Genomic DNA, 25,595 nt, shown 5'->3' with positions numbered 1-25,595 from the left:
CAAAGGAGCAAGGCATGGTGATTAGTGGAAATACGCGGCTGATAGCGCACCTTGGCTATCCGACCGCCAGTTTTAAGGCGCCGATGATCTATAACCCGTGGTTCGTCGACCAGCAGGTGGACGTGAAGGTGGTGCCGATGGGGGTCAGGCCGGAGGACTACGCCGCGTTTATTCCGCCGCTGTTTACGATGACCAACATCATCGGCGCGCTGGTGACGATGCCGCATAAAATCGCCACCTGCGATCTGGTCCAGCGCCTGAGCCCGACGGCGGCCATCGCTGGCGCCTGCAATGCCATCCGTCGCGAGGCCGACGGCAGCCTCTCCGGGGATATGTTCGATGGCGACGGCTTTGTGCTGGGCCTGCGTCGTAAAGGGTTTAATCCGCAGGGGACGCGGGCGCTGGTGGTCGGCAGCGGCGGGGTAGGATCGGCTATCGCCGCCTCTCTCGCGGCGGCGGGAGTCAGCGCCCTGACCCTGTACGATACCCGGCCCGAGGTGGCGCACGCCCTCGCCGGACGGCTGCATCAGCACTATCCGCAGCTCGATATCACCCTGATGCAGCACGACCCTGTCGGACACGAGCTGGTGGTCAATGCCACCCCGCTGGGGATGAAGGCCAGCGATCCGCTGCCGCTGGACGTTGACCGTCTGGCGCCAGGCACCTGGGTGGGGGAGGTGGTGATGACCCAGGAGTACACCCCGCTGCTGAGGGCCGCTCAGGCGCGACAGTGCCATATCCAGCGCGGGACCGACATGTTGTTTGAAATGATCCCCGCTTATCTGCGCTTTTTCGACCTGCCGGTAGCCACCCCCGAGCAGCTGCGCGTGCTGGCGGAAATTCGCTACTGACGCGACGGCAAACCGGGTAATATAGCGTTATATTATCCGGTTTATAGCGACTCTCTATGATGTCCACTCCTCTCACGCTGCTGGCGGCGGGAAGCCTGAGAAGCGCTTTCCTACCGCTGGTGGCGCACTTTCAGCAGCACACTGGCCTGGCGGTCGATGCGCAGTTTGGCCCTGCCGGCCTGCTGCGCGAGCGGATCGAGGCCGGGGCGCCGTGCGCGGTTTTTGCGTCCGCCAACGCGGCGCACCCGCAGGCGCTGCTGCAGGTCGGTCTGGCGCAGGAATGCCAGGGATTTGCCGGCAACCAGCTGATGCTGACCGCCCGGCGGTCGCCGGACAACGATGGCCTGGACTGGCTGGCGCTGCTCAGCACGCCCCGCCTGCGGCTGGCGACCTCCACGCCGGGATGCGATCCGTCGGGAGATTATACCTGGCAACTGTTTGCCCGAATTGAGGCGCACTATCCTGGGTTGGGCAACGCGATAGCCGGGCGGGCGCAGCCGCGGGTCGGCGGTAGAGACTCACTGAGCGTGCCGCCGGGCGAGATAGCCGGCGCGTGGCTTATTCGCCAGAATCTGGCGGATCTGTTTATCGGCTACGCGCACTATGGCCCCGCGCTGGCCGCCTGCGACGATCTGCGTACCCTGACCATCCCGGCGCCGTGGAATATTCGTTGCGATTACCAGCTGGCGCGCCTCAGGGCGGATCCCGCCGCGCTGGCCCTGTATCGCTTTATCCTCGGCGACGTTGGCCAGGGGTATCTCCGGCAGGCGGGTTTTATGCCGTTCAGCGACGCAGAGTAAACCCCGGCGCCAGCAGAGGGGACGCGGACGCGGGATGGTAGATCAGACGTACCGGCAGGCCGTACGCTTGCCGGAGGTGCGTTTCGCTCAGCACGTCGGCGGTCTCGCCTGCCAGCCACTGGCCCTCCGGCAGAAGCAGCAGCGTATGGCTGGCCACCTGCAGCGCATGGTTTGGATCATGGGTGGTGAACAGGACGGTGCGTGCCTGGCGGTGAGCGAGGTCGCCGATCAGCTGCAATACCACCTGCTGGTTACCGAGGTCCAGCGCCGAGCAGGGCTCATCCAGCAGGATATTCTGGCTGGCGCTGACCAGCGCGCGGGCAATCAGCACCAGCTGCTGCTGGCCGCCGGAGAGGGCGCCGAAGTCATCCCCGGCCAGGGCGGCAATCCCCAGCTGCGCCAGCGCGTTCTCAACCCGCCGGGCATCCTCCTCGCCAGGCTGGGCAAAGAGATCCACATGACGGGCACGGCCCATCAGCACCACATCGCTCACGCGCCAGCGAAAAGCGGGACGAAACGACTGCGGGACCAGGGCGATGCCCCCCTCGCACTGCACCTGGCCGCCCAGCGGCGGCAACACGCCGGTCAGGGTGTCCAGCAGGGTACTTTTTCCCCGGCCATTGGCGCCCAGCACCGCCCAGATCTCACCGGGCCGGCAGGTCAGCGTGAGCGGGGCGAAGAGCGGCTGACGGTGGCCGTAGCGTAGCGCTTCCAGCGATAATGAGCTGTTCATCGGGCGGTACTCCGGCGCCGGGATTGCACCAGTAAAAAGGTAAACAGCGGCGCCCCGAGCAGGGCAGTGATGATCCCGATCGGGATTTCCGCCTGGGTCAGCGTGCGCGCCAGATCGTCCACCACCAGCATCAGCGCGGCGCCAAGCCAGAAGGCGGTGGGCAGCAGGCGACGATGGTCAGCGCCCACCAGCAGACGGGCGAGGTGCGGGACCACCAGCCCCATCCAGGCGATGCTGCCGCTGACCGCCACCTGGGCTGCCGCCAGCACTGCACAGCACACCAGCACGCCGCGACGCAGCGCGGCCACCGGAACGCCAAGACTGCGGGCATCGCGTTCCTCCAGCGCCAGCAGGTTGATACGCCAGCGCAGCTTCCACAGCACCCCGGCGGCTAGCGCCATGGGCAGGGACATAAGCAGAACCTTATGCCAGCTGGCGGTCGCGAAGCTGCCGAGCAGCCAGAAAACAATGTTCGGTAACGTCTCTTCGCTATCGGCGAGGTACTGCATCAGGCTGACCAGCGCGGCGAAGAAGCCGCTGAGAATGATCCCGGACAGAATCAGCCCCAGCGTGCTGTCCCGCCCCTGCAGGGCGGCGAGGGCGTAAATCAGCCCCAGCGCGATGAGGCCGAAGAAAAAGGTCGAGGCCATCATCAGCAGACCGCCGACGCCCAACAGGATCGCCAGCGTGCCGCCGAAGGCGGAGCCGGCGGTCACCCCGATGATGTGCGGGTCCACCAGCGGGTTCTGGAACACGCCCTGCAAGGTGGCGCCGCACAGCCCCAGCGCGCCCCCGGCCAGCAGAGCCATGACCACGCGCGGCAGGCGAACCGACCAGACGATCTGCCCGATCACCCCTTCACCTGGCGGCAAATGGACCAGGGTGTGGCCAACGGCGCGCAGGCTTAACGGGTACTGGCCGAAACAGAGCGAGGCGACCGCGATCGCCAGCGTCGCCAGCGCCAGGCTACCCTGCAACCGCCAGGGATGGTGGTTAGCGCGCATCTGGCGTCCACGCCACGCGGTAAAAACGCTGATAGTAATCCCTGGCTTTACTGTCCACATCGATGCTCTGGTAGCGCGAAGGATAGAGTTTTTTCGCCATCCACAGCTCGCCCAGCGCCAGGGCCTCCGGCATCGGGTAACCCCAGGCTTTGGCGTACTCCGGCATCAGCCACACGCGGTGGTGTTTCACCGCATCGATCGCCTGCCACTGCGGGTCGTTCTCTATCTGTTTGACCACCTGCGGATAACGGTCCTGGACGAAGATCACCTGCGGGTTCCACTCCAGTACCTGCTCCAGCGACACCTGACGGGCGCCTTTTACGCTGGCGGCCGCCACGTTCAGCGCCCCGGCGTGCGCCATCATCAGCCCGGTGTATTTACCGGCGCCGTAGGTATTCAGATCGGGGTTGGCCATATACACCCGCACCCGCTGGTTCGGTGGAATATCGGCCACCGGCGCATTGGCTTTTTTGCGCGCCGCAAAGGTGTAGTGAATCAGCGCCTCGGCCTCGGGCTGGCGCTCGACGACCTCGCCGATAAGGCGGATCCCCTCCACCAGCCCGGCGTTATAGGCCTGCTCTTCGTCAGCCATGGTGGGGTTCATTTTATTTTTTTCCCCGGCGGCGTCCTGGCGCAGCGAGATGGCCACCACCGGGATCCCGGCCTGTTGGATCTGCGCGATCATCGCCGGCGGCGCATAGTTGGCGACAAAAACCACCTGCGGACGCAGCGCCAGCAGGCTTTCAATATTGACCTGGGTGAGATCGCCCGGGGTCGCCAGTTGCCCGATCTCAGGCATAAAGCGGGCGAACTGCGGCCCGAGCTGTTTCTGCCAGCTGCTTAAGACGCCGACGATATCCTCGGCGGCATGCAGTTGCACCAGCAGGTTGAGCGTCTGATGTTGCAGAACCACGACGCGGGTGATGTGGTCGGGGAGCGTGACCTGGCGACCCAGCTGGTCGGTGACGGTGCGGTCGGCGAAGGCCTGGTCGGTGAACAGGCTGGCGCTGAGCAGCGTCAGGCCCAGCAGTAAGGGGTGTTTTGACATGGTGTGGCCCGAATGGCGTGAAAAATTCGTTATGTATTAAATTATATAACGAAGCCGGGCGCAATGGGTGATCGCATTTACCCTCATCACGATCAGGGCATTTCGTACCACACTTCTTCCTCTTCCATGCGGGCCTCTATCTGCCTCGCCACCTTCTGCAGGGCGGAAAGATGCTTCTGCGCCGCCTGCTCAATGGTCATCGCGCTGGCGATATAGACCAGATTCAGGCAGCCGATAACCCGCTGCTGGCTGCTGACCGGCACGGCGATGGAGGCGATTTTCTCCTCCTGCCGCCAGCCGCGGAAGTTTTCGCCATAGCCGTTCTGGCGGGTGCGGGCGAGGATCGCCGCCAGCCGTTCCGGTTCGCGGGCCAGCTGATACTCAGCTTCCGGACGGGCGGCCAGCATGCTGACGATGGCGTCGCGCTCCGCGTCGGGGGCAAAGGCCAGCCACGTCAGCCCGGAGGCGGTGAGCAACAGCGGCAGCCGCCGTCCGACCATCGCGCGGTGAAACGACAGTCGGCTGAAGCGGTGGGTAGTCTCGCGCACCACCATGGCGTCGACGTCGAGGGTGGTGATGTCTGTCGGCCATTGCACCTCGCGCAGCAGCTCGCCGAGCAGCGGCGTGGCGAGGGCAGAAATCCAATGTTCGTCACGAAATCCATCGCTCAGCTGGCGGACGTTAATGGTCAACCGGAAGCTGTCATCGGAGCGGCTGCGGCGGACAAAACCCTCCTCCTGCAGCGTCTCCAGCAGCCGGCGCACGGTGGTGCGATGCAGGCCGCTAAACTCCGCCAGCAGGCCCGGCGTCGCGCCGCCGTCGAATTTATTTAACAATTTTAATAACAATAAACCCCGGCTTAACCCACGCACCGTTTTGTACTCAGTGGACCCATCGTCACGCATAAATCCTTCCTTAAAATGCTTTATAAACAGCGTTGTGCACCTGGTGCACATTCGGCGATGTTTTGATTGTAGCCGAAAACCCCCTCCCTATACTCAGCCCATTATAAAAATACGTTTACACATGATTAACAAATTGCCTGTCAGCCGGGCAGTTTCCGAGTCGTGAGGTCGCTGAAAATGACAACATCTACACCCGATATTCAACCCGCCGTGCAGCATACCGCTCAGGTCGCCATCCCCGGCGCCGGTCCGGTTGGCCTGATGATGGCCAACTACCTTGGCCAGATGGGCATCAGCGTGCTGCTGGTGGAAAAGCTCGACACACTGATCGATTACCCGCGGGCCATCGGCATTGACGATGAATCCCTGCGGGCGATGCAGGCGGTAGGGCTGGTGAACGACGTGCTGCCGCACACCACGCCGTGGCACGCCATGCGCTTTCTGACCCCGAAGGGGCGCTGCTTTGCTGATATCCAACCGATGACCGATGAGTTTGGCTGGTCGCGGCGCAACGCCTTCATTCAGCCGCAGGTCGATGCGGTGATGTATAACGGCCTGCAGCGTTTCCCGCAGGTCCGCTGCCTCTTCTCCCGCGAAGTAGAAGCCTTTAGCCAGAACGGTGACGGTGTCACGTTAAATCTTAAAGGACCGGACGGCGAGCGGGAGACTGTGCGCGCGGACTGGCTGGTGGCCTGCGACGGCGGCGCCAGCTTTATTCGTCGTACGCTGAACGTCCCCTTCGAAGGCAAGACCGCGCCGAATCAGTGGATCGTCATCGATATCGCTAACGACCCGCTGGCCACCCCGCACGTTTACCTGTGCTGCGACCCGGTGCGACCCTACGTTTCCGCCGCGCTGCCCCATGGCGTGCGCCGCTTTGAATTTATGGTGATGCCCGGAGAAACCGAAGCCCAGCTCAGCGAGCCGCACAATATGCGTCGTCTGCTGAGCAAAGTGCTGCCGGACCCGGACCGCGTCGAGCTGATCCGCCAGCGGGTCTACACCCATAATGCCCGCCTTGCCGAGCGTTTTCGCATTGACCGGGTGCTGCTGGCCGGCGACGCGGCGCACATCATGCCGGTCTGGCAGGGGCAGGGATACAACAGCGGCATGCGCGACGCCTTCAACCTGGCGTGGAAGCTGGCGCTGGTGGTCAACGGTAAAGCGGGAGAGGCGCTGCTCGACAGCTACCAGCAGGAGCGCCGCGACCACGCGAAAGCGATGATTGATCTGTCGGTCACCGCCGGCAACGTGCTGGCGCCGCCTAAGCGCTGGCAGGGGGCCGTGCGCGACGGTCTCTCCTGGCTGCTGAACTACCTGCCGCCGGTGAAGCGCTACTTCCTCGAAATGCGCTTTAAGCCGATGCCGCAGTACCGCGAGGGGGCGCTGCTGACCGACGGCGCCGGCAAAACCTCGCCGGTGGGCAAAATGTTTATTCAACCGCAGGTGACGCTGGAGAGCGGCGAGAGCGTGCTGCTCGACGACGTCATCGGCGCGAATTTCGCCATTATCGGCTGGGGCTGCAACCCGCAGTGGGGGCTCGACGCCGGGCAGATCGCTCGCTGGCGCGCGATTGGCGTGCGCTTTATCCAGGTGGTGCCGGCGGTGCAGATCCATCGCGAGCAGGATAACGCCCCCGGCACGCTGCGGGTAGGCGATACGCAAAATCGCCTGAAGAGCTGGTTTGCTCAGCATAACACCGCCATTGCCGTGGTCAGATCGGACCGCTTTGTCGCCGCTCTCGCCATCCCGCAGACCCTCGGCGCACAGCTGACCGCCCTGGCGGAAAAAATGACCCTCGCAACCGGGGATACCGCCCGCACTGAAGAGAAGGTGGCCTGATATGGATGCCTATTTGCACTGTCTCTCCCACACTCCGCTGGTGGGATTCGTGGACCCGGAGCAGGCGGTCCTTGATGAAGTGAACGGGGTGATTGCTGACGCCCGGCGGCGGATCTCCGCTTTCGAGCCCGAGCTGGTGGTACTCTTCGCTCCCGATCACTACAACGGTTTTTTCTATGACGTGATGCCGCCGTTCTGCCTCGGCGTCGGCGCCACCGCCATTGGCGACTTCGCCAGCGCCGCCGGCGACCTGCCGGTGCCGACCGAGCTGGCGGAAGCCTGCGCCCACGCCGTGATCAACAGCGGTATCGACCTGGCGGTATCGTACAACATGCAGGTGGACCATGGCTTCGCCCAGCCGCTGGAGTTTCTGCTGGGTGGCCTGGACCGTGTGCCGGTGCTGCCGGTGTTTATTAACGGCGTCGCCGCGCCGCTGCCGGGTTTTCAACGTACCCGGCTGCTGGGCGAGGCGATGGGCCGCTTTCTCAATACCCTCAATAAGCGGGTGCTGATCCTCGGCTCGGGCGGACTCTCGCACCAGCCGCCGGTGCCGGAGCTGGCGAAGGCCGACGCCCATCTGCGCGATCGCCTGCTCGGCAGCGGAAAACAGCTGCCGCCGGACGAACGCGAACGGCGCCAGCAGCGGGTGATCAACGCCGCCAGGCGGTTTACCGAAGACCAGCGCTCGCTCCATCCCCTCAACCCGGTCTGGGACAACCGCTTTATGAGCCTGCTGGAGCAGGGGCGGCTGGCGGAGCTGGATGCGATCGGCAACGACGAGCTGTCGGCGATGGCCGGGAAATCGACGCACGAAATTAAGACCTGGGTGGCCGCTTTTGCCGCGCTATCCGCTTTTGGCCGCTGGCGCAGTGAAGGCCGCTATTACCGGCCGATCCCCGAGTGGATCGCCGGGTTCGGCTCGCTGAGCGCCACCACCGAGATTTGATTAACCGGGAGACTAACATGAGCTATCAACCGCAAACCGAAGCCGCCACCAGCCGATTCCTCAATGTCAACGAGGGGGGCCGCACGCTGCGCATCCATATCAATGACTGCGGCGACGGGAAAGAGACTGTGGTCATGCTGCACGGATCCGGGCCGGGGGCCACCGGCTGGGCCAACTTCAGCCGTAACATTGACCCGCTGGTCGAGGCGGGCTATCGCGTGCTGCTCCTCGACTGTCCGGGGTGGGGCAAAAGCGATGCTATCGTCAACAGCGGCTCGCGTTCGGACCTCAACGCCCGGATTCTGAAAAGCGTGGTCGATCAGCTGGGGATCGATAAAGTCCATCTGCTGGGCAACTCGATGGGCGGCCATAGCGCGGTGGCCTTCACTCTGAGCTGGCCGGAGCGGGTGGCGAAGCTGGTGCTGATGGGCGGGGGGACCGGCGGCATGAGCCTGTTTACGCCGATGCCGACGGAGGGCATCAAGCTGCTGAACGCCCTGTACCGCGAGCCGACCATAGAAAACCTGAAGAAGATGATGAGCATCTTCGTCTTCGACACCCGCGACCTCACCGAGGCGCTGTTCGAGGCGCGTCTCAACAATATGCTGTCGCGTCGCGATCATCTGGACAACTTCGTCAAAAGCCTCGAAGCCAACCCGAAGCAGTTTCCTGACTTTGGCCCGCGGCTGGGCGAAATCACCGCGCCAACCCTGATCGTCTGGGGACGCAATGACCGCTTCGTGCCGATGGATGCCGGGTTGCGCCTGCTCGCCGGGATCGCCGGTTCGGAACTGCATATTTACCGCGACTGCGGCCACTGGGCGCAGTGGGAACATGCCGACAGTTTTAATCAGCTGGTGCTCAATTTCCTCGCACGGGCTTAAGGAGTAAATGATGACTTTTTCTCTTGACGCGCTGGCCCGGCAGCTGCGCGACGCGGAACAGACCGGCCAGGCGATCGCCCCGCTGCGCGATATCCTCGGCGTCGACAATGCCGACGCCGCCTATGCCATCCAGCGTCTGAACGTCCAGCACCACGTGGCCCATGGCCGGCGGGTAGTGGGCCGCAAGGTGGGCCTGACCCATCCCAAAGTGCAGCAGCAGCTGGGGGTCAACCAGCCGGATTTCGGCACCCTGTTTGCCGACATGTGCTACGGCGACAACGCCGAGGTGCCGTTTAGCCGCGTGCTGCAGCCCAAAGTGGAAGCCGAGATCGCCCTGGTGTTGAAGCAGGATCTGCCGCATGCCGATACCACCTTTGATGAGCTGTATAACGCCATCGAATGGGTGCTGCCGGCGCTGGAGGTGGTGGGCAGCCGCATTCGCGACTGGTCAATCGGCTTTGTCGACACCGTCGCCGATAACGCCTCCTGTGGCCTGTACGTCATTGGCGGCCCGGCGCAGCGCCCGGCAGGACTGGATCTGAAGCAGTGCGCCATGCACATGACCCGCAACCAGGAGCTGGTCTCCAGCGGCCGCGGCAGCGAGTGCCTGGGACATCCGCTGAACGCCGCAGTCTGGCTGGCGCGCAAGCTGGCGAGTCTCGGCGAACCGCTGCGGGCGGGGGATATCGTGCTGACCGGGGCGTTAGGCCCGATGGTGGCGATTAACGAGGGGGACAGCTTTGTCGCCCATATCGAAGGTATTGGCTCAGTTGCGGCACGCTTCGTCGCCGCCGGAGAAGGACATCGTGATGCGTAAACGTAAAGTCGCCATTATCGGCTCCGGGAATATCGGCACCGATTTAATGATTAAAATCCTGCGCCACGGCCAGCATCTGGAGATGGCGGTGATGGTCGGCATCGACCCGCAGTCGGATGGCCTGGCCCGCGCCCGGCGCATGGGCGTCGCGACCACCCACGAAGGGGTGGGCGGCCTGATGCAGATGGCGGAATTTGCCGACATCGATTTTGTTTTTGACGCCACCAGCGCCGGGGCGCACATCAAAAACGATGCCGCGCTGCGCGAAGCGAAGCCGGGGATCCGCGTCATCGACCTGACGCCGGCGGCGATTGGCCCGTACTGCGTACCGGTGGTCAACCTCGCGGCCAATCTCCATCAGGGCAACGTCAATATGGTGACCTGCGGCGGGCAGGCGACCATCCCAATGGTCGCCGCGGTCTCGCGAGTGGCGAAGGTGCATTACGCGGAGATCGTGGCCTCGATCGCCAGCCAATCCGCCGGACCGGGCACGCGGGCCAATATTGACGAATTTACCGAAACCACCTCGCAGGCGATTGAAAAAGTCGGCGGCGCGGGCAAGGGCAAAGCGATTATTGTACTGAACCCGGCGGAGCCGCCGCTGATGATGCGCGATACCGTCTACGTCCTGAGCGAGCTGGCGTCGCAGGAGGCGATTGCCGCCTCGATCGCCGAAATGGCGGCGGCAGTGCAGGCTTACGTCCCAGGCTACCGGCTGAAGCAGCAGGTGCAGTTTGAGGTTATCCCCGAGGATAAGCCGGTCAACCTGCCCGGCGTCGGCTGTTTTTCCGGCCTGAAAACCGCGATTTACCTCGAAGTGGAAGGGGCGGCGCACTATCTGCCAGCGTACGCGGGCAACCTCGATATTATGACCTCGGCGGCGCTGGCGACGGCGGAGCAAATGGCTGGGGCAATGAACAGCGCGGCGGGAGCGACAGCATGAACGGTAAAAAACTTTATATCTCGGACGTGACGCTGCGCGATGGCATGCACGCCATCCGTCACCAGTATTCCCTGGCGCAGGTGCAGCAGATCGCCGGCGCGCTGGATAAGGCTGGGGTCGACTCCATCGAAGTGGCCCATGGCGATGGCCTGCAGGGATCCAGCTTCAACTACGGCTTTGGCGCTCACAGCGACATCGCGTGGATTGAAGCGGCGGCGGCGGCGGTCAGCCAGGCGAAAATCGCCACCTTGCTGCTGCCGGGCATCGGCACGCTGCACGATCTGAAAGCGGCGTATCAGGCCGGGGCGCGGGTGGTGCGGGTCGCCACCCACTGCAGCGAAGCGGACGTCGCGGCGCAGCATATTGCCTATGCCCGCGAGCTGGGAATGGACACCGTCGGTTTTCTGATGATGAGCCATATGATCTCCCCGCAGGCGCTGGCGCAGCAGGCGCTGAAGATGGAATCTTATGGCGCGACCTGTATCTATGTGGTGGATTCCGGCGGGGCGATGAACATGAACGACATTCGCGACCGTTTCCGTGCCCTGAAGGCGGTGCTGAAGCCGGAGACCGCCACCGGGATGCATGCCCACCATAACCTGAGCCTCGGGGTGGCGAACTCTATCGTCGCGGTGGAAGAGGGGTGCGATCGCATTGACGCCAGCCTGGCCGGGATGGGGGCGGGGGCGGGCAATGCGCCGCTGGAGGTGTTTATTGCCGCCGCCGACAAGCTCGGCTGGCAGCATGGCACCGATCTCTACGCCCTGATGAACGCGGCCGATGATCTGGTGCGGCCGCTGCAGGACCGCCCGGTGCGTGTCGACCGCGAAACGCTGGCGCTGGGCTACGCCGGGGTTTACTCCAGCTTCCTGCGCCACAGCGAAGCGGCGGCCGAGCGCTATGGCCTCAGCGCGGTGGATATTCTCGTCGAGCTGGGCAAGCGACGGATGGTCGGCGGCCAGGAGGATATGATCGTCGACGTCGCGCTGGATCTGCTGAACCGCAATAAATAACGAAAAACGTGCGGCTGACAAAGCATCTGCCGCCAGTCACCTGCTCCGTTTGTTCGGCTATCGCCAAGGTACCCTATGACCAAGATAACGACTGCAAACCCCTCGCGCCTGGTGGTTACCATCGGGCTCTGTTTTATGGTGGCCCTGATGGAAGGGCTGGATCTGCAGGCGGCGGGGATCGCCGCCGTCGGCATGGCGCAGGCCTTTGCGCTGGATAAAATGCAGATGGGCTGGATCTTCAGCGCCGGGATCCTCGGCCTGCTGCCCGGCGCGCTGGTGGGCGGCATGCTGGCGGACCGCCACGGGCGCAAGCGCATTCTGCTGGGGTCGGTGCTGCTGTTTGGCCTGTTCTCGCTGGCCACTGCGGTGGCATGGAGCTTCCCGACGCTGCTGCTGGCGCGCCTGCTCACCGGCGTCGGGCTCGGGGCGGCACTGCCTAACCTGATTGCCTTAACCTCGGAAGCCGCTGGCTCACGCTTCCGCGGCCGGGCGGTAAGCCTGATGTACTGCGGCGTACCCATTGGCGCCGCGCTGGCGGCAGCGCTGGGCTTTTCCGGTCTCGCCGCGGCCTGGCAGACTATTTTCTGGATTGGCGGCGTGGTCCCGTTACTGCTGATCCCGCTGCTGATGCGCTGGCTACCGGAGTCGCAGGCGTTTCAGCGCGCGGAGGCCAGCGTGCCGCTGCGCACCCTGTTTGCCCCAGGGCATGCCGCCGCCACCCTGCTGTTGTGGCTGGGTTATTTTTTCACCCTGCTGGTGGTCTATATGCTGATCAACTGGCTGCCGATGCTGCTGGTGGGCCAGGGATTCCGCGCCAGCCAGGCGGCGGGGGTGATGTTCTCTCTACAGATCGGCGCCGCCTGCGGCACGCTGCTGCTGGGAGCGCTAATGGATAAGCTCACCCCGCTGCGGATGTCGCTCCTGATCTACAGCGGGATTCTGGCTTCCCTGCTGGCGCTGGGCAGCGCGTCGTCGCTAAACGGAATGCTGCTGGCGGGGTTTGTCGCCGGCCTGTTCGCCACCGGCGGCCAGAGCGTACTCTATGCCCTGGCGCCGCTTTTTTACCCCGCGGCGATCCGCGCCACCGGGGTCGGCACCGCCGTGGCGGTGGGCCGTCTTGGCGCAATGAGCGGCCCGCTGCTGGCCGGCAAGATGCTGGCTCTCGGCACCGGCACCATCGGGGTGATGGCGGCCTCGGCGCCCGGCATTGTGCTGGCCGGCGTGGCGGTGTTCTGGCTGATGCATCGTCAGCAGCGCGCCGCGATTGTCTGAGACGCATCCGGCGGTCTGGCAAAAAAATGCCGGGCCGCCGCCTTGCCTGTCCGCGTCACCTGGCCTATGGTAAGACATCATTCCCTGACGCTTATCGTCCCTATGGCTTACACCTCCCGTTTGCTCAATGCTATCCCTGGCATCCGCCACGCTTTTCTCGATGTCCACGAAACCGCCGCCTTTCCCTATGCCGAGCTGGCTCCGGTGAAGCTGGTGCATGGTAATGAGGTTCATCATTATCAGCAGCCGCTGCCGACGCGCCCGCACGCCGACGCGGTGTTTACCGCGGTAGCCGGGCAAAAGGTGGGGGTGGTGACCGCCGACTGTCTGCCGATGCTGATCGCCTCGCGCGACGGTCGCTTCGTCTGCAGCGTGCATGCCGGCTGGCAGGGGCTGGTCAGCGGCATTGTCGACAACAGTCTGGCCTGTTTTCGCCAGCAGGGGGTGGCATTGGCCGATCTGGTCATCGCCGTGGGGCCGCATATTCACCCTTGCTGTTACGAAGTCTCCGCCGGATTTTATCAGCAACTGCTGGACCAGCCCGGCGGTGATCGGGTGGCCCGCCATCGCCAGCGGCTGTTTCATTCCCGTTCGGGCCCGGTCAGCGATCCGCTCAAAGCCGCCGCACGCGGCAGCGATAATCTGTGGTTTGATCTGCGCGCCTTTGCCGAAGCGATCTTCGCAGAGGCGGGAGTGTCGCCGGCGAGCGTTGAATGGCTGGGGAGTTGCACCTACTGCACCCCGCAGTCGCTGGGCTCCTACCGACGCCGGACCCATTTTCCGGCGCCGAAGAGCTTTCAGTATTCGTGGATCCTGCGCGAGGCCTGAGGCGCGCTCGCGCTAGAGCACCCGAAAACCGTGGGTGCCGTCGCGGGCCAGCTGATCCACCAGGCCATACTCCCACTCCAGATAGGCCTGCATGGCCTCGGCGGAATTATCGGTTCCTTCGTACGGACGACGATAGCGGTCACGGCGCTCGACGGCGAGGCCGCTGTCGCCATGCGCCAGCGGCAGACCGGCGGCGATCCACGCCAGCGTCCCGCCGGTAAGCAGCTGCACCGGTTTACCGGTCAAGGCCGCCACCTCCGGCACCGCGTAGCGGGCCAGCAGACTGCTGCCGCAGGTCACCACGTATCGCTGTGCGGGAGGGATCACATCCAGGGCCTGGCGCAGCTGCGAGCGCGTCAGCCACCACGCGCCGGGGATATGGCGAGCGACAAAGTTGGCGCTGGTGGTGAAATCGAGCACCACCGTACCGGGTTCGTCCAGCTGTTGCGCCAGCTGCGTCGGGCTTATCTCCTCCGCCTGCGGGCCGGGCGGCACCTCGGCGGCCGGCACCCCGCGTTCGCTCAACTGGCTGGCCGACAGCGCGCTCAGCCGCGCCGTCTCCCAGCCCATCTGCGCCAGCCACGAGCCGGTTATCGCCGCCCGGATGCCATCGTCATCCAGCAGCACAATTCGCGCCCCTCGTACGCTGGCGAAGTGATCGGTCTCCTGCAGCAGCTGGCCGCCTGGCGCGCTCAGGCTGCCGGGATAGTGACCCGCCGCGTACTCCTCGGGGCTGCGGACATCAAACAGGAAGGTAGTGCGGTCGTTCTGCTGCAGCCAGCGTTGCAGCGTGGCCTCATCGATGACCGCCACCCCGGCCCGTTCGGCAAGATGCGCCACCTCAGCGGCCCGGGCGCCGGAGGCGCGGGCGGAGGGATCGTATTGCCGCTGCTGCTGGTGCGCCAGCGTCTGGCCGGCCAGCGTCCAGCCGATAGTGCCATTGCGCAGGGCATGGACCGGGTTTGGCACGCCGGCGTTGATCAGCGACTGGGTGCCGATGATGCTGCGGGTGCGTCCGGCGCAGTTGACGATAACCGGCGTCTGCGGGGAGGGCGTCAGGCTCTCCACCCGCAGGGCCAGCTCGCCGCCGGGCACGCTGATGCTGCCGGGGATGCTCATGGTCTGGTACTCATCGAAGCGCCGGGCGTCGACGATCACCACCTCCTGCCGGCTGTCGATGAGCGCCTGAACCTCCTGGGCGCTGAGCGACGGCGTGTGACGCACGCTTTCCACCAGTTCACCAAAGGCTTTGCTGGCGGAGTTGACATCCTGAAACAGCTCGCCGCCGCTGCGGCGCCAGCCGGCGAGCCCCTCTGTCAGCAGGGCCACATCCTGATAGCCCCAGGCCCGTAGCCGTTCGACGGCGATCTCCGCCAGACCTTCGCCGTTGTCGTAGACGGTGAGCGGGGTGGTGAAGCGCGGTATCCGCCGGCGGACCTCCAGCTCCAGTTTGCTGAGCGGCAGATTGACGGCAAACAGCGGATGAGCGGTGGCGAAATCGGCCTCTTCACGGACGTCGATCAGCGCCAGTTCACGACGGTCGAGCAGCGCCTGGCGTATCCCGGCGGCCTGGCGATAAGCGTAGGTGGGCATAGTGGTTATCCTTGATGTTCGCGGGACAAATCCCAGATATTGGGTAAATGGCGGTTAGAGTAGCCGGAGATAAACGGTTTCTGCTGCCCTTCCGGGGTATACACGGCGCGCTTCACCGCGCCGATATTGCCGCCGTAGATGTGAATGCTGATGGAGACGCGATCCGCCAGCGCATTGCTGACGCGATGAATATCGCCATCGTCAGCGGAGACTTTCTCCACCTGGCCTGCTTCCAGAAGCGTGGCGGCGCCCAGCGCGCGCGGGATGCCATCGGCATCCAGCTGGTAGCGCTGGTTTTCCTCCGCGCCGCGCAGCATACCAATGGCCCCCCACACCCGGTGGTCATGGATCGGCGTCGCTTGCCCCGGTCCCCAGACGAAGCTGACAATCGAGAAGCGCTCCCCGGAGTCGGCATGCAGCAGATACTGCTGGTAATGGTGCGGATGCGGCAGGGTGTACTCTTCCGGCAGCCAGTCGTCGTAACGCACCAGCGCCGCCAGTCGCTGCGCCACGGCGTCAAGCAGCGGGGCGGTCTGGTGGTGCTCACGGTGCAGGCGGTCTACCTCATGAATGAAATGGCGTAATTTTTCCAGTCGTGGTGCAGTCATGTGCGGTTCCTGTGAGAGGGACTGGTCAAAACGCTAACAGAGGCGTTAATATTATTTAAATGCAATTTACGCATATATTAATATGCAAATTTCACATAAGGATCCTATGCGCATTGACGATATTGACGCTTTGCTGGCCACGGTGCAGTTTTCCTCCCTCAATCAGGCCGCGGAATATCTGGGGATCACCCAGTCGGCCATCACCCGGCGTCTTCAGCGTCTGGAACAGGAGCTGAATGTGACGCTGTTGGAGCGCCAGACCCGCCCGCTGACCCTGACCGCCGCCGGACACCGGGTGTACGAGCAGTGTCTGAGCATTAAGCGTGAGACGAAAAAACTCTACAGCCTGTTGGATCCGCAAGGCGAGCCGCGCGGCGCGCTGCGTCTCGGTGTGCCGCAGAGTCTCAGCGAGATTGCCCTGCCGGCGGCGCTGTCAGCGCTGAGCCAGCAGTTTCCCGGACTGTCGCCGCAGATCACCTGCGGCTGGAGCGGACAGCTGCAGCGTCGGCTGGAAAACGGCGAGCTGGACGGCATGCTGGCGATGGGGCCGGCCCAGCAAAGCTTCGACGAGGGCTATAGCGGACGGCTGCTGTGTCCCCTGGAGGTGGTGCCGATCGTCGGCCGGCGTTTGAATTTGCGCGCGTCATCCCTGCGGGAGTGCGCCGAACAGGGCTGGATCCTTAACCCCGACGGCTGTGGCCTGCGCGCCGGGCTCATTCGCGAGCTGCAGAGTCAGGGATTGCGGTTGAAGCTTAATGTCGAAAGCGCGGGCGCGCAGCTGCAGATAGCGCTGGTGGCGCAGGGGCTGGGACTGGGTCTGGTGCCGCGGGCGGCGCTGGCCAACAGCCCGTGGCGGGACGAGATCGCGGTCCTCAATCTCAGCGATTTTCAGCCTGCGGTCTCACTGTGGCTGATCCACGCCCAGTATCTGGCAAACCTGCAGGCGCCGCTGACCTTTTTCGCCAGCAAAGTGGTGCAGCAGCTGACAGTATCCGACTGAAAGCACTATGCATTTTTGTTTAATGCTAATTCAGCATATTAAGATATGATAAAAATGCATTTTGCTCATTAACACACTCTGTATAGGGTAATGACCAGCGCCGCTGTCGCGGCCACTCCATTACCCTGACGCAAGGAGTTGTTCATGAGCATTCAGTTTCTCGGCATGATTGGCCACCGCCTCTCTTCCGAAACGATTGCCCCGGTGGGGCCGATCTTTGACCGCGACTATATCGTTCGCTTTGCGCAAACCCATGAAGCCGCCGGGTTTGATCGTCTGCTGGTCGGCCACTGGTCCGATCAACCCGACGGCTTTCTGGTGACGGCCCTGGCGGGGCTGTCGACGCAGAAAATCCATTACCTGCTGGCTCATCGCCCCGGTTTTGTTTCGCCAACCCTCGCCGCGCGCAAATTCGCCACCCTTGAGCACCTGTTGGGGGGCCGGCTGGCGGTGCATATCATCAGCGGCGGCAACGATGCCGAGCAGCGCCGGGATGGCGATTATCTCGACCACGACCAGCGCTACGCCCGCACCGACGCCTTCCTCGACACCGTGCGCCAGGTGTGGACCAGCGAGCAGCCGGTGGATATTCACAACGATTTTTATCAGGCCGAGCAGGCCTGGTCCGCCATTCGCCCGCTGCAAAAACCGCATCTTCCCATCTACTTCGGCGGCTCGTCGGAAGCGGCCATCGCCGTCGCCGGCAAACATGCCGACGTCTTCGCCCTGTGGGGCGAGTCGCTGGCGCAAACCGGAGAGACCATCCAGCGCGTGCGCGCCGAAGCGGCGAAACACCAGCGTGATATCGGCTTCAGCGTCTCGTTCCGGCCGATTATCGCCGACAGCGAAGCCGAAGCCTGGGAGAAAGCCGAGCATATCCTGCACGTCGCCACCGAGCAGGCGGCGCAGCGCGGAGGCGGGTTCAAAGCCAAACCGGACAGCATCGGCGCCCAGCGGCTGCGGGCTACCGCGGCGCAGGGCAGAGTGGTGGACAAACGCCTGTGGACCGGCATCGCCCAGCTGGTGGGCGGCGGACATAACTCCACCGCGCTGGTGGGCACCCCGGAGCAGGTGGCGGATGCGCTGCTCGATTACTACGACCTCGGGGTGCGTAACTTCCTGATCCGCGGCTTCGATCCGCTGAACGACGCGGCCGACTATGGCCGGGCGCTGCTGCCGATCGCCCGGGAAAAAGCTGCCCGGCGTGCGGTGGCGGAGCGCGCATCGTGATCCATCCTGAGCGCGACGACTGGGCCCGGCAGCTGACGGCGCTCCGCCAGCAGATGGCGGAGCAGGCGGCCAGCCTTGATGCCAGCGGCGAGTTTCCCCAGCGTAATATCGACCATCTGCGCGCGGGGGGCTGGTTAAGTCTCGCCGTGCCGTCATCCTGCGGCGGCGCGGGCGCCACTCTGGCCCAGCTGCAGCAGGCCATCGCCGCCATCGCCTGGGGAGAGCCGGCGACAGCGCTGATCGTCTGCATGCAGTATCTGCACCATTTGCGGCTGGCGGAAAACGACGCCTGGCACGCGCCGCTGCGCCAGCAGGTTTTTCACGATGCTGTCGAACACGGTGGCCTGATCAACAGCCTGCGCGTCGAGCCGGAGCTGGGCTCCCCGGCACGGGGCGGCCTGCCGGACACCGTGGCGACCCGTCGCGCGGAGGGCTGGGACATCAGCGGCCATAAAATTTATACCACCGGCATTGAAGGGCTGCGCTGGCTGGCGGTGTGGGCCAGAAGCGATGATAACCCGCCGCTGGTGGGCACCTGGCTGGTGGCTGGCGACAGCCCGGGCATCAGCGTGGTGAAAAGCTGGGATCACGCCGGGATGCGGGCCACCGGCAGCCATGAAGTTATTTTTAACCACGTGCGGGTGGCGGCAGAGCACGCGGTGGATGTCTGGCCGGCCGATGCGCCACCCGCCGCGGAGGCCGAACCGTTTCGCCTGTTCGCCAACCGGCAGACGGCGCTGCTGGCGGCGATCTATGACAGCATTGCCCACGCCGCTCACGACTGGCTGGTGAGGTGGCTGGCGGGACGGGTACCCGCCGGTCTCGGCCATCCGCTCTCTAGTCTGCCACGGGTGCAGGAGAAAGTCGGGCAGATCGCCGGGCTGCTGCTGGTCAACCGCAGCCTGCTGGAGCAGGCCGCCGCGCTGCGCTTTTCCGCTATCGAGGCCAATCTGGCGAAAGTCACCATCACCGACAACGCCATTCAGGCGGTGAATATTGCGCTCGAGCTGACCGGCAATCATGGCCTGAGCCGACAGAACCCGCTGGAACGCCACTACCGCAACGTGCTCTGCGGACGGGTACATACCCCACAGAGCGACAGCGCCTGGCTGGCAGCCGGCAACTTCGTCTTTCAATCACAAGGATAATCACGATGCGTCTATCATTTTCAGGCCGGGTGGCGGCAGCGCTGATGCTGCTGGCGCTGGGCGGCTACGCGACAGCGCAGGAGCGGATCACCCTGCGGATCGCCGATCAAAAAGGCGGTATGCGTTCGCAGCTGGAGGCGGCCAACGCCCTGCAAAATCTCCCTTACGACATTAAGTGGGCCGAGTTCCCGGCCGCCGCGCCGCTGGCGGAAGCCCTCAACGCGGGCGCCGTGGACGCGGGGATCATCGGCGATGCGCCGTTGCTGTTTGCTCTGGCCAACGGTGCGCCGGTCAAGGCCATTGCCGTGGATAAAAGCAACCCGGCGGGGACCGCGGTGCTGGTTTCCCCCGGCAGCACGTTAAAAAGCGGCGCCGATTTAAAAGGCAAACGCATCGCCACCGGTAAAGGGTCGATTGGTCATTTCGTGGCGCTGAAAGCGCTGGAGCAGGCGGGGATTTCACCGAAGGAGGTGCAGTGGGTGTTCCTCGGCCCGGTGGACGCCAAAGTGGCGCTGCTTAACGGTTCGGTGGACGCCTGGGCGACCTGGGAGCCCTACACCACCCAGATGGTGAAGACCAACGAGGGGCAGATTCTGGTGAGCGGCAAAGGGCTGCTGCCGGGGAATACCTTCCTCGCGGCAACGGATTCCGCGCTTAACGATCCGCAAAAACGCGCCGCGCTGCAGGATTATCTCCAGCGCCTGGCCGGCGCTGAGCGCTGGGCCTACGCCAATCTCGACAGCTACGGCAAAACGCTGGGGGAGATCATCCGCTTCCCGGCGGAGATCGCCCGCGCGCAATTTGCCAACCGCCAGTCGCAGTGGCAGCCGCTGGCAGAGGAAACGGTGACCCAGCAGCAGGCAACGGCGGACTTTTATCTCGCCAACGGCCTGATCCGCACCCGGCTGGACGTGAAGCCGACCTTTGACCCCAGCTTTAGCGTGCCCGCCGCCGAGGTGACACCATGACCAGAAACACTTTTTCCCGCCGCCGTTTTTTACAGCTCAGCGGCGGCCTGGCGCTGGCCGGGGTCTCTCTGCCGCTGTGGGCTCACGATATGGCGAACATGGCCAGCGGCGATGCCCATCCGGCGCTGCGCCTGCCAGAGCCCTACAAGATCAAGCTGGCGATCAATAAAAGCGCGGTATGCCTTGCGCCGGTCGCCGTCGCCGAGCAGCAGAAGATTTTCAGTAAATATAACCTCGACGTTGAGTTTGTTAACTTCGGCAACTCCACCGATGTGCTGCTGGAGGCGATCGCCACCGGTAAGGCCGACGCCGGGGTGGGGATGGCGCTGCGCTGGCTGAAGGCGCTGGAGCAGGGCTTTGACGTCAAGCTCACCGCCGGAACCCACGGCGGCTGTCTGAACCTGCTGACGGCCAAAGACTCGCCGTTCGGCGGCCTCGAGAGCCTGAAGGGACAAACCATCGGCGTCACTGATATGGCCGGGCCGGATAAAAACTTCTTCGCCATTCTGCTTAAGCGCCACGGTATCGACCCGATCAGCGACGTGCAGTGGAAAGTCTACCCGGCGGATCTGCTCAGCGTGGCGCTGGACAAGCGCGAAATCGCCGCCATCAGCGGCAGCGAGCCATTCAGCTATCGTCTGCTGGAGACCGGCAAGTATCAGCTGATCGCCAGCAATATGACCGGGGATTATGCCAACCTCAGCTGCTGCGTGCTGGGGGTGAGCGGGAGCCTGGCGCGGGACCATAAACCGGCCGCCGCCGCGCTCACCCAGGCGATCCTTGAGGCGCACAGCTATGCCGCTGCGCATCCGGAAAGCGTGGCGCAATCCTTCCTCGCCCATGCCCTGAACACCAGTGAAGCGGAGGTGAGCGGCATCCTGCACGGGCAGGGCCACGGCCATCATGCGGTGGGCGAAGCATTCGTGAAAGAGCTGACGCAGTACGCGGTCGACCTGCAGCGGGTGCAGGTGATCAAGCCGGGTACCGATCCCCATCAGTTCGCGGAGAGTATCTATGCCAACGTATTCGCCTGAGCAGGCTCTGGCGCGCCCCACCGGCCGCGCGCCGCTGTGGGGAGAAGGGCTGCTGGCCGCCGCGCTGTGGCTGCTGGGCGGTCTGTTTACTCTGACCTGGCCCGATGCCGGGCGGCGCTGGCCGTTTAGCGAAGGGTGGGCGCTGGCGCAATTCACCCTCGGCAGTGGATTACTGCTGCTGGCGCTGAGCTATCGCTACTGGCGAGCGCGCGGCGCGCGTGTGCGGCATGCCGGCAAGTGGCTGGCGCTGTTGCCGGTGCTGTTTGCTGTCTGGGAAGGGCTGACCGCCAAGAGCGCCGTGCTACCGGTGCCGTTTTTCGCGCCGCCGCAGGCGCTGATCGAGGTGCTGCACGACGACTGGCCGCGCCTGCTCGACAGCCTGCTGCACTCGCTGGGGCTGCTGGGGCTCGGCGTGCTGCTGGGCACCAGCAGCGGGTTCATCACCGGTCTGGCCATCGGCTGGTCGCAACGGATTGGCTACTGGGTTCATCCGGTGTTACGTCTGCTGGGCCCGGTGCCGTCCACCGCGCTGCTGCCGCTGTGCCTGTTTATTTTTCCCTCGAGCTTCGGCGCCAGCGTGTTTTTGATCGCGCTGAGCACCTGGTTCCCGGTCACGGTGCTGACCTGGTCCGGAGTGATGGGCATTGATAAGGCGTGGTACGACGTGGCGCGGACCCTCGGCGCCAGCCAGCGTTTCCTGATCCTGCGGGTGGCGATCCCCGCCGCGCTGCCGAACGTCTTTGTCGGCCTGTTTATGGGGCTCGGCGCGTCGTTTTCGGTGCTGATTGTCGCCGAAATGGTCGGGGTGAAGTCATGGATCGGCTTTTACCTCCAGTGGGCCCAGGGCTGGGCGGCCTATCCGAATATGTACGCCGCGCTGCTGGTGATGGCGTTGTTATGCTCCGGCCTGATAAGCGGATTATTTATGCTGCGTGACCGGCTGCTGAGCTGGCAGCGAGGAGGAATGCAATGGTAACAGTGACGTCAGATTCGCCGGCGATAGCGCGCGGCGCGGCGGTATCCATCAGCCATCTTCATCATGCGTTTACGCTTGGCAAACAGACGGTACCGGTGCTGGAGAATATCAGTCTACAGCTGCGTCCGGGGGAAAGCGTGGCGCTGCTGGGCCCTTCCGGCTGCGGTAAATCAACCCTGCTGCGGCTGCTGGCGGGGCTGGAAGCGCCGCAGAGCGGACAGATGCAGATCGACGGTGCGGCGCCCGGCGCCCCGGGGCCGGAGCGGATCCTTGTGTTTCAGGATCCGACGCTCTACCCATGGCTGACGGTACGGCAGAACGTGCTGCTGGGCCCGCAGGCGCAGGGCAAAAAGGGGCTGGAGGCGAAGGCCGACGCGCTGATTGACCGCATCGGGCTGCAGGCCTTCAGCGAGGCGTGGCCGCGGCAGCTGTCCGGGGGGATGGCGCAGCGTGCGGCGCTGGCGCGCGCCTTGTTGAACGAACCGCGCCTGCTGCTGCTCGACGAGCCGTTGGGTAAGCTGGATTCCCTGACTCGCATCAGCATGCAGCGGGAGCTGATCGCCCTCTGGCAGCAGCAGGGGTATACCAGCCTGCTGGTGACCCACGATATCGAAGAGGCGCTGCTGCTGTGCGAGCGGGTGCTAGTGATGTCGCCGCGTCCAGGGCGGATTATCGCCGAGTTCGCGCTGCCGCTGGATTTTCCCCGTCATCGCGATAACCCGCAACTGCTGCAGCATCGTCAGGATATATTGCGCATCCTCGGCCAGGAGGAGGACTGGTAAGCTGAACGCATTGCCCGGTGGCGGCTGCGACAAAGGTCACGGAAAGGTAGGCCGGTGCAAGCGCAGCGCCGCCCGGCAATGAACATCCGGCGCGACGCCATGGTCCGGCTTAAAAATCCATCTTCACTGTGAACTGCACTTCGCGCGGGTCGCCAATCTGGTTGCCGAGGTTATTGGTGCCGATCGAGGAAGTGTAATAGGTCTTATCAAACAGGTTCTTCACATTCACCTGCAGCGTCACCGGATACTGCAGCTTCATCTTATAGGCGGCGAACACATCCGCCACCGCATAGCCCTGCAGATAATAATCCGCGCCGTTGGTGCCGGAGCGCTTGCTGACCGCATGACCGCCGCCGCCGACGGTCAGGGTATTGCTGTTATAGACGTTATGAATGTCATAGGTCAGGAACAGCGAGCCGGTATGTTTCGGTACGTTTGGCAGCGGTTTCCCGGCGTAATCCGGATCTTCCAGCACTTTGGCGTCGGTGTAGCCGTAGCTGGCGATCACGCTGAGGTTATCGGTGATGGACCCGGCCAGGTCCACTTCCACGCCCTGGGAACGCACCTTGCCCGCCGTTTTGGCCACTGTCTCATCGCCAATGCTCTCGGTGTACAGCACGTTGCGCTTGTGAATATCAAACAGCGCGATATTGGCGGTAATGCCGTTTAACAGGTCGAATTTGGCGCCCACTTCGTAAGAGGTGGACTCTTCCGGCGGCAGTTCGCCGATATAGCTGGCGATCGATGACTGTGGCATAAACGATTGGGCGACGTTGGCGAACAGGGAGACGTTCGGCGTCACCTTGTAGACCAGGCCGGCTTTCGGCGTCCATTTCTCATCGCGGCTGTCGGTATTGACGTTAAACGGTCGGCCTTTACCGGCGTACTGGGTGTAGTACTGGTAGCGCACGCCAGCGACCGCGATCCAGTTGTCAGTCAGGTACAGCGCGTCCTGCACGTATGCGGCATAGCTCTCCTGCTGGATACGCTGATCGCTGTCGGAGGCGGAGACGGTATTACAGGTGTCGAGGGTGCCGTAGACCGGATGATAGATGTTAAAGCCTTTCACGTTCTTGCAGCGCAGCATATCGGTGCGCAACAGATCGTAATTCTCATAGGCGACGCCGGTCAGCAGTTCGTTATAAAAACCGCCTACCACCACGTTGCCCTGCAGGTCAGCGCGGGTGGAGTGCATCTTCTGCGTTGAACCGTGGGTACCGTCGACCCGGCGGGTGAGGTTGCCGGTCGCCGAATCATAGGCCACCACCCGCGCCTGGTTATCGTTGTAATTATCCTGGCTGTAGCTGTAGTCGAAGCGCGCGGTCCAGGCGTCGTTAAGGCGATACTCGGCGTTAAGCTGAGCGAGATCGGAATAGCCATCGGTAATATTAAACGCTTCATCGAAGCGGGTTTTGCGATCGACGTTCACCGCATGGCCGGTATTCAGATCGAAAATAGTGCCGCGGTCAAAAGGCGCGCTGTAGTCGCGGTGCGAATAGGACGCGGTCACCGTCGCCCGTTCACCAAACCAGGTCAGGGAAGGGGCGATAAAGCTGCTTTTGTTTTTACCAAAATTGCGCCAGTAATCCTCATTCTGGTATTCCCCAATCAGCCGGTACGCCAGATTCGTGCCTTCGATGGGGCCGGTGACGTCGAAGCTGCCGGTACCGCCGCCAAAGCTGGTGGACGTCGCGGAAACCGAACCAGAGAACTGCCGCTCCGGCCGTTTGGTGATGACGTTGATCAGCCCGCCGGGGTCGAGGATACCGTACAGCGTCGAAGCTGGCCCCTTCAGGACTTCCACCCGTTCGGTGGCGGCGTTAAAACTGCGTGGCAGCACGGTGCGCAGACCGTTGGTCATGATCGAGCCGTCGCGGTTGGCGCCGAAGCCGCGGCGGGTAAAGGCGTCCTGGGTACCGCCGAGGGTGTTGGTCTGCACCACGTTAGCGACGTTATACAGCGCCTCATCGAGTGAGGTGGCGTGCTGATCTTCGAGAACCCGATCGCTGACGGTATTAACCACCTGCGGAATATCCAGCAGCGGCATCGAGGTCAGCGTCGCGGTGGCGGAGCTGAGTGGCTGATAGCCGCTGGTGGCGCTCTGCTGCGCGCCGTCGGCCACCACGGTGATGGTCTCTTCCGCGTCGTTATTACTTTTCGCCGCGCTATTGTCGGCGGCCATTAATCCCGGTGAGGCTAAAAAAAGAAGCGAAAAAAGCGCGCGCCCTTGCAACGCTCTGCAGGCGACATGGGGTTGAGTCATTATCTGTTTCTCGTGAACGAATCTGCCTTTGCGGTCAGATTAAGCCAATAAAATCATTGCCCTGAATAATAAAAGCACTCTGTTTAGCGTCTGAACGCGCCTTCAGA

General features: G+C 63.8%; 23 protein-coding genes and 1 pseudogene. 17 read left to right on the top strand and 7 right to left on the bottom strand.

Features of this window, described 5'->3' with window-relative positions; genetic code table 11:
• The first annotated feature begins 14 nt into the window (after positions 1-14).
• Positions 15-851, top strand: coding sequence for a shikimate dehydrogenase family protein (locus HMPREF3096_RS19435; protein ID WP_012967934.1), 837 nt, complete (start codon positions 15-17; stop codon positions 849-851).
• Between the two features lie 56 nt (positions 852-907).
• Positions 908-1,651, top strand: coding sequence for a substrate-binding domain-containing protein (locus HMPREF3096_RS19430; RefSeq protein WP_049162340.1), 744 nt, complete (start codon positions 908-910; stop codon positions 1,649-1,651).
• On the opposite strand, the gene HMPREF3096_RS19425 is transcribed toward HMPREF3096_RS19430, so the two are convergent.
• The 4 genes from HMPREF3096_RS19425 to HMPREF3096_RS19410 all read right to left on the bottom strand — a co-directional run bounded on the left by HMPREF3096_RS19425 (position 1,635) and on the right by HMPREF3096_RS19410 (position 5,341).
• Positions 1,635-2,384, bottom strand: coding sequence for an ABC transporter ATP-binding protein (locus HMPREF3096_RS19425; RefSeq protein ID WP_012967936.1), 750 nt, complete (start codon positions 2,382-2,384; stop codon positions 1,635-1,637). The two genes, HMPREF3096_RS19430 and HMPREF3096_RS19425, sit on opposite strands and share 17 nt — an antisense overlap.
• Positions 2,381-3,388: a FecCD family ABC transporter permease gene (locus HMPREF3096_RS19420; protein ID WP_050887050.1), complete on the bottom strand. Its 1,008-nt coding sequence runs from the start codon at positions 3,386-3,388 to the stop codon at positions 2,381-2,383. Before HMPREF3096_RS19420 ends, HMPREF3096_RS19425 begins: the two co-directional genes overlap by 4 nt.
• A complete protein-coding gene (locus HMPREF3096_RS19415; protein WP_039103804.1) occupies positions 3,378-4,436 on the bottom strand; it encodes an ABC transporter substrate-binding protein in 1,059 nt (352 codons plus the stop codon). Before HMPREF3096_RS19415 ends, HMPREF3096_RS19420 begins: the two co-directional genes overlap by 11 nt.
• A 92-nt stretch (positions 4,437-4,528) precedes the next feature.
• A complete protein-coding gene (locus tag HMPREF3096_RS19410; protein ID WP_050887051.1) occupies positions 4,529-5,341 on the bottom strand; it encodes a DNA-binding transcriptional regulator in 813 nt (270 codons plus the stop codon).
• Between the two features lie 177 nt (positions 5,342-5,518).
• Between HMPREF3096_RS19410 and HMPREF3096_RS19405 the strand changes: the two genes are divergently transcribed.
• The 8 genes from HMPREF3096_RS19405 to HMPREF3096_RS19370 all read left to right on the top strand — a co-directional run bounded on the left by HMPREF3096_RS19405 (position 5,519) and on the right by HMPREF3096_RS19370 (position 13,886).
• Positions 5,519-7,183 carry a bifunctional 3-(3-hydroxy-phenyl)propionate/3-hydroxycinnamic acid hydroxylase gene (locus HMPREF3096_RS19405; protein WP_064169306.1) on the top strand — a complete coding sequence of 555 codons (1,665 nt, stop codon included), beginning with the start codon at positions 5,519-5,521 and terminating at the stop codon, positions 7,181-7,183.
• A gap of 1 nt (position 7,184) precedes the next feature.
• Positions 7,185-8,129 carry a 2,3-dihydroxyphenylpropionate/2,3-dihydroxicinnamic acid 1,2-dioxygenase gene (mhpB, locus tag HMPREF3096_RS19400; protein WP_038422711.1) on the top strand — a complete coding sequence of 315 codons (945 nt, stop codon included), beginning with the start codon at positions 7,185-7,187 and terminating at the stop codon, positions 8,127-8,129.
• 17 nt (positions 8,130-8,146) lie between these two features.
• Positions 8,147-9,013, top strand: coding sequence for a 2-hydroxy-6-oxonona-2,4-dienedioate hydrolase (gene mhpC, locus HMPREF3096_RS19395; RefSeq protein ID WP_012541410.1), 867 nt, complete (start codon positions 8,147-8,149; stop codon positions 9,011-9,013).
• A 10-nt stretch (positions 9,014-9,023) separates the two neighbouring features.
• Positions 9,024-9,830, top strand: a complete 807-nt coding sequence (gene mhpD, locus HMPREF3096_RS19390; RefSeq protein WP_012541411.1) for a 2-keto-4-pentenoate hydratase — start codon at positions 9,024-9,026, stop codon at positions 9,828-9,830.
• The gene (mhpF, locus tag HMPREF3096_RS19385) at positions 9,823-10,773 is read left to right on the top strand and encodes an acetaldehyde dehydrogenase (protein WP_032730633.1); all 951 of its coding nucleotides are present in this window, start codon (positions 9,823-9,825) and stop codon (positions 10,771-10,773) included. The genes mhpD and mhpF overlap by 8 nt, the downstream gene beginning before the upstream one ends.
• On the top strand, positions 10,770-11,786 hold the full coding sequence (gene mhpE / locus HMPREF3096_RS19380; RefSeq protein WP_050887053.1) for a 4-hydroxy-2-oxovalerate aldolase: 1,017 nt from the start codon (positions 10,770-10,772) through the stop codon (positions 11,784-11,786). The genes mhpF and mhpE overlap by 4 nt, the downstream gene beginning before the upstream one ends.
• A gap of 75 nt (positions 11,787-11,861) precedes the next feature.
• A complete protein-coding gene (mhpT, locus tag HMPREF3096_RS19375; protein ID WP_040968611.1) occupies positions 11,862-13,058 on the top strand; it encodes a 3-(3-hydroxy-phenyl)propionate transporter MhpT in 1,197 nt (398 codons plus the stop codon).
• A gap of 102 nt (positions 13,059-13,160) precedes the next feature.
• Positions 13,161-13,886 (top strand): purine nucleoside phosphorylase YfiH/LACC1 family protein, encoded by a 726-nt coding sequence (locus tag HMPREF3096_RS19370; RefSeq protein WP_023297809.1) that lies wholly within the window; start codon positions 13,161-13,163, stop codon positions 13,884-13,886.
• A 12-nt stretch (positions 13,887-13,898) separates the two neighbouring features.
• Here the strand turns inward: HMPREF3096_RS19370 and HMPREF3096_RS19365 are convergent, their stop codons facing one another.
• Together HMPREF3096_RS19365 and HMPREF3096_RS19360 are read right to left on the bottom strand one after the other, a co-directional pair.
• Positions 13,899-15,479, bottom strand: coding sequence for a rhodanese homology domain-containing protein (locus HMPREF3096_RS19365; protein ID WP_064169304.1), 1,581 nt, complete (start codon positions 15,477-15,479; stop codon positions 13,899-13,901).
• 5 nt (positions 15,480-15,484) lie between these two features.
• Complete coding sequence (locus HMPREF3096_RS19360; protein ID WP_008804491.1) at positions 15,485-16,087, bottom strand: cysteine dioxygenase family protein; 603 nt, start codon at positions 16,085-16,087, stop codon at positions 15,485-15,487.
• Between the two features lie 106 nt (positions 16,088-16,193).
• Here HMPREF3096_RS19360 and HMPREF3096_RS19355 point away from each other — a divergent pair, with 106 nt between their 5' ends.
• The 7 genes and pseudogenes from HMPREF3096_RS19355 (at position 16,194) to HMPREF3096_RS19325 (ending at position 23,225) form a co-directional block, all read left to right on the top strand.
• Entirely contained in the window at positions 16,194-17,087 is an 894-nt protein-coding gene (locus tag HMPREF3096_RS19355; protein WP_032730629.1) for a LysR family transcriptional regulator, read from the top strand.
• 144 nt (positions 17,088-17,231) lie between these two features.
• Positions 17,232-18,327 (top strand): annotated as a pseudogene (locus tag HMPREF3096_RS19350) (LLM class flavin-dependent oxidoreductase).
• Entirely contained in the window at positions 18,314-19,465 is a 1,152-nt protein-coding gene (locus HMPREF3096_RS19345; protein ID WP_064169303.1) for an acyl-CoA dehydrogenase family protein, read from the top strand. Before HMPREF3096_RS19350 ends, HMPREF3096_RS19345 begins: the two are co-directional and overlap by 14 nt.
• A 5-nt stretch (positions 19,466-19,470) precedes the next feature.
• Positions 19,471-20,433, top strand: a complete 963-nt coding sequence (locus tag HMPREF3096_RS19340; RefSeq protein ID WP_008804495.1) for an ABC transporter substrate-binding protein — start codon at positions 19,471-19,473, stop codon at positions 20,431-20,433.
• A complete protein-coding gene (locus HMPREF3096_RS19335) occupies positions 20,430-21,467 on the top strand; it encodes an ABC transporter substrate-binding protein (RefSeq protein ID WP_012541420.1) in 1,038 nt (345 codons plus the stop codon). Before HMPREF3096_RS19340 ends, HMPREF3096_RS19335 begins: the two co-directional genes overlap by 4 nt.
• The gene (locus HMPREF3096_RS19330) at positions 21,448-22,443 is read left to right on the top strand and encodes an ABC transporter permease (RefSeq protein WP_070544548.1); all 996 of its coding nucleotides are present in this window, start codon (positions 21,448-21,450) and stop codon (positions 22,441-22,443) included. The genes HMPREF3096_RS19335 and HMPREF3096_RS19330 overlap by 20 nt, the downstream gene beginning before the upstream one ends.
• Complete coding sequence (locus tag HMPREF3096_RS19325; protein ID WP_032733193.1) at positions 22,437-23,225, top strand: ABC transporter ATP-binding protein; 789 nt, start codon at positions 22,437-22,439, stop codon at positions 23,223-23,225. The genes HMPREF3096_RS19330 and HMPREF3096_RS19325 overlap by 7 nt, the downstream gene beginning before the upstream one ends.
• A 109-nt stretch (positions 23,226-23,334) precedes the next feature.
• Here HMPREF3096_RS19325 and HMPREF3096_RS19320 read toward each other — a convergent pair whose 3' ends face one another.
• Positions 23,335-25,407, bottom strand: a complete 2,073-nt coding sequence (locus HMPREF3096_RS19320) for a TonB-dependent siderophore receptor (protein ID WP_072123058.1) — start codon at positions 25,405-25,407, stop codon at positions 23,335-23,337.
• Between the last annotated feature and the right edge of the window lie 188 nt (positions 25,408-25,595).

The organism is Klebsiella sp. HMSC25G12 (assembly GCF_001807705.1).
Classification (GTDB): domain Bacteria; phylum Pseudomonadota; class Gammaproteobacteria; order Enterobacterales; family Enterobacteriaceae; genus Klebsiella; species Klebsiella variicola.
This window is presented reverse-complemented; position numbering and strand designations above follow the sequence as displayed.

Bases quoted from the DNA above. Each gene is read 5' to 3' on its own strand.
- HMPREF3096_RS19435 (WP_012967934.1), top strand. From the start codon at position 15: ATGGTGATTAGTGGAAATACGCGGCTGATAGCGCACCTTGGCTATCCG.
- HMPREF3096_RS19430 (WP_049162340.1), top strand. From the start codon at position 908: ATGATGTCCACTCCTCTCACGCTGCTGGCGGCGGGAAGCCTGAGAAGC.
- HMPREF3096_RS19425 (WP_012967936.1), bottom strand. From the start codon at position 2,384: ATGAACAGCTCATTATCGCTGGAAGCGCTACGCTACGGCCACCGTCAG.
- HMPREF3096_RS19420 (WP_050887050.1), bottom strand. From the start codon at position 3,388: ATGCGCGCTAACCACCATCCCTGGCGGTTGCAGGGTAGCCTGGCGCTG.
- HMPREF3096_RS19415 (WP_039103804.1), bottom strand. From the start codon at position 4,436: ATGTCAAAACACCCCTTACTGCTGGGCCTGACGCTGCTCAGCGCCAGC.
- HMPREF3096_RS19410 (WP_050887051.1), bottom strand. From the start codon at position 5,341: ATGCGTGACGATGGGTCCACTGAGTACAAAACGGTGCGTGGGTTAAGC.
- HMPREF3096_RS19405 (WP_064169306.1), top strand. From the start codon at position 5,519: ATGACAACATCTACACCCGATATTCAACCCGCCGTGCAGCATACCGCT.
- mhpB (WP_038422711.1), top strand. From the start codon at position 7,185: ATGGATGCCTATTTGCACTGTCTCTCCCACACTCCGCTGGTGGGATTC.
- mhpC (WP_012541410.1), top strand. From the start codon at position 8,147: ATGAGCTATCAACCGCAAACCGAAGCCGCCACCAGCCGATTCCTCAAT.
- mhpD (WP_012541411.1), top strand. From the start codon at position 9,024: ATGACTTTTTCTCTTGACGCGCTGGCCCGGCAGCTGCGCGACGCGGAA.
- mhpF (WP_032730633.1), top strand. From the start codon at position 9,823: ATGCGTAAACGTAAAGTCGCCATTATCGGCTCCGGGAATATCGGCACC.
- mhpE (WP_050887053.1), top strand. From the start codon at position 10,770: ATGAACGGTAAAAAACTTTATATCTCGGACGTGACGCTGCGCGATGGC.
- mhpT (WP_040968611.1), top strand. From the start codon at position 11,862: ATGACCAAGATAACGACTGCAAACCCCTCGCGCCTGGTGGTTACCATC.
- HMPREF3096_RS19370 (WP_023297809.1), top strand. From the start codon at position 13,161: ATGGCTTACACCTCCCGTTTGCTCAATGCTATCCCTGGCATCCGCCAC.
- HMPREF3096_RS19365 (WP_064169304.1), bottom strand. From the start codon at position 15,479: ATGCCCACCTACGCTTATCGCCAGGCCGCCGGGATACGCCAGGCGCTG.
- HMPREF3096_RS19360 (WP_008804491.1), bottom strand. From the start codon at position 16,087: ATGACTGCACCACGACTGGAAAAATTACGCCATTTCATTCATGAGGTA.
- HMPREF3096_RS19355 (WP_032730629.1), top strand. From the start codon at position 16,194: ATGCGCATTGACGATATTGACGCTTTGCTGGCCACGGTGCAGTTTTCC.
- HMPREF3096_RS19340 (WP_008804495.1), top strand. From the start codon at position 19,471: ATGCGTCTATCATTTTCAGGCCGGGTGGCGGCAGCGCTGATGCTGCTG.
- HMPREF3096_RS19335 (WP_012541420.1), top strand. From the start codon at position 20,430: ATGACCAGAAACACTTTTTCCCGCCGCCGTTTTTTACAGCTCAGCGGC.
- HMPREF3096_RS19330 (WP_070544548.1), top strand. From the start codon at position 21,448: ATGCCAACGTATTCGCCTGAGCAGGCTCTGGCGCGCCCCACCGGCCGC.
- HMPREF3096_RS19325 (WP_032733193.1), top strand. From the start codon at position 22,437: ATGGTAACAGTGACGTCAGATTCGCCGGCGATAGCGCGCGGCGCGGCG.
- HMPREF3096_RS19320 (WP_072123058.1), bottom strand. From the start codon at position 25,407: ATGGCCGCCGACAATAGCGCGGCGAAAAGTAATAACGACGCGGAAGAG.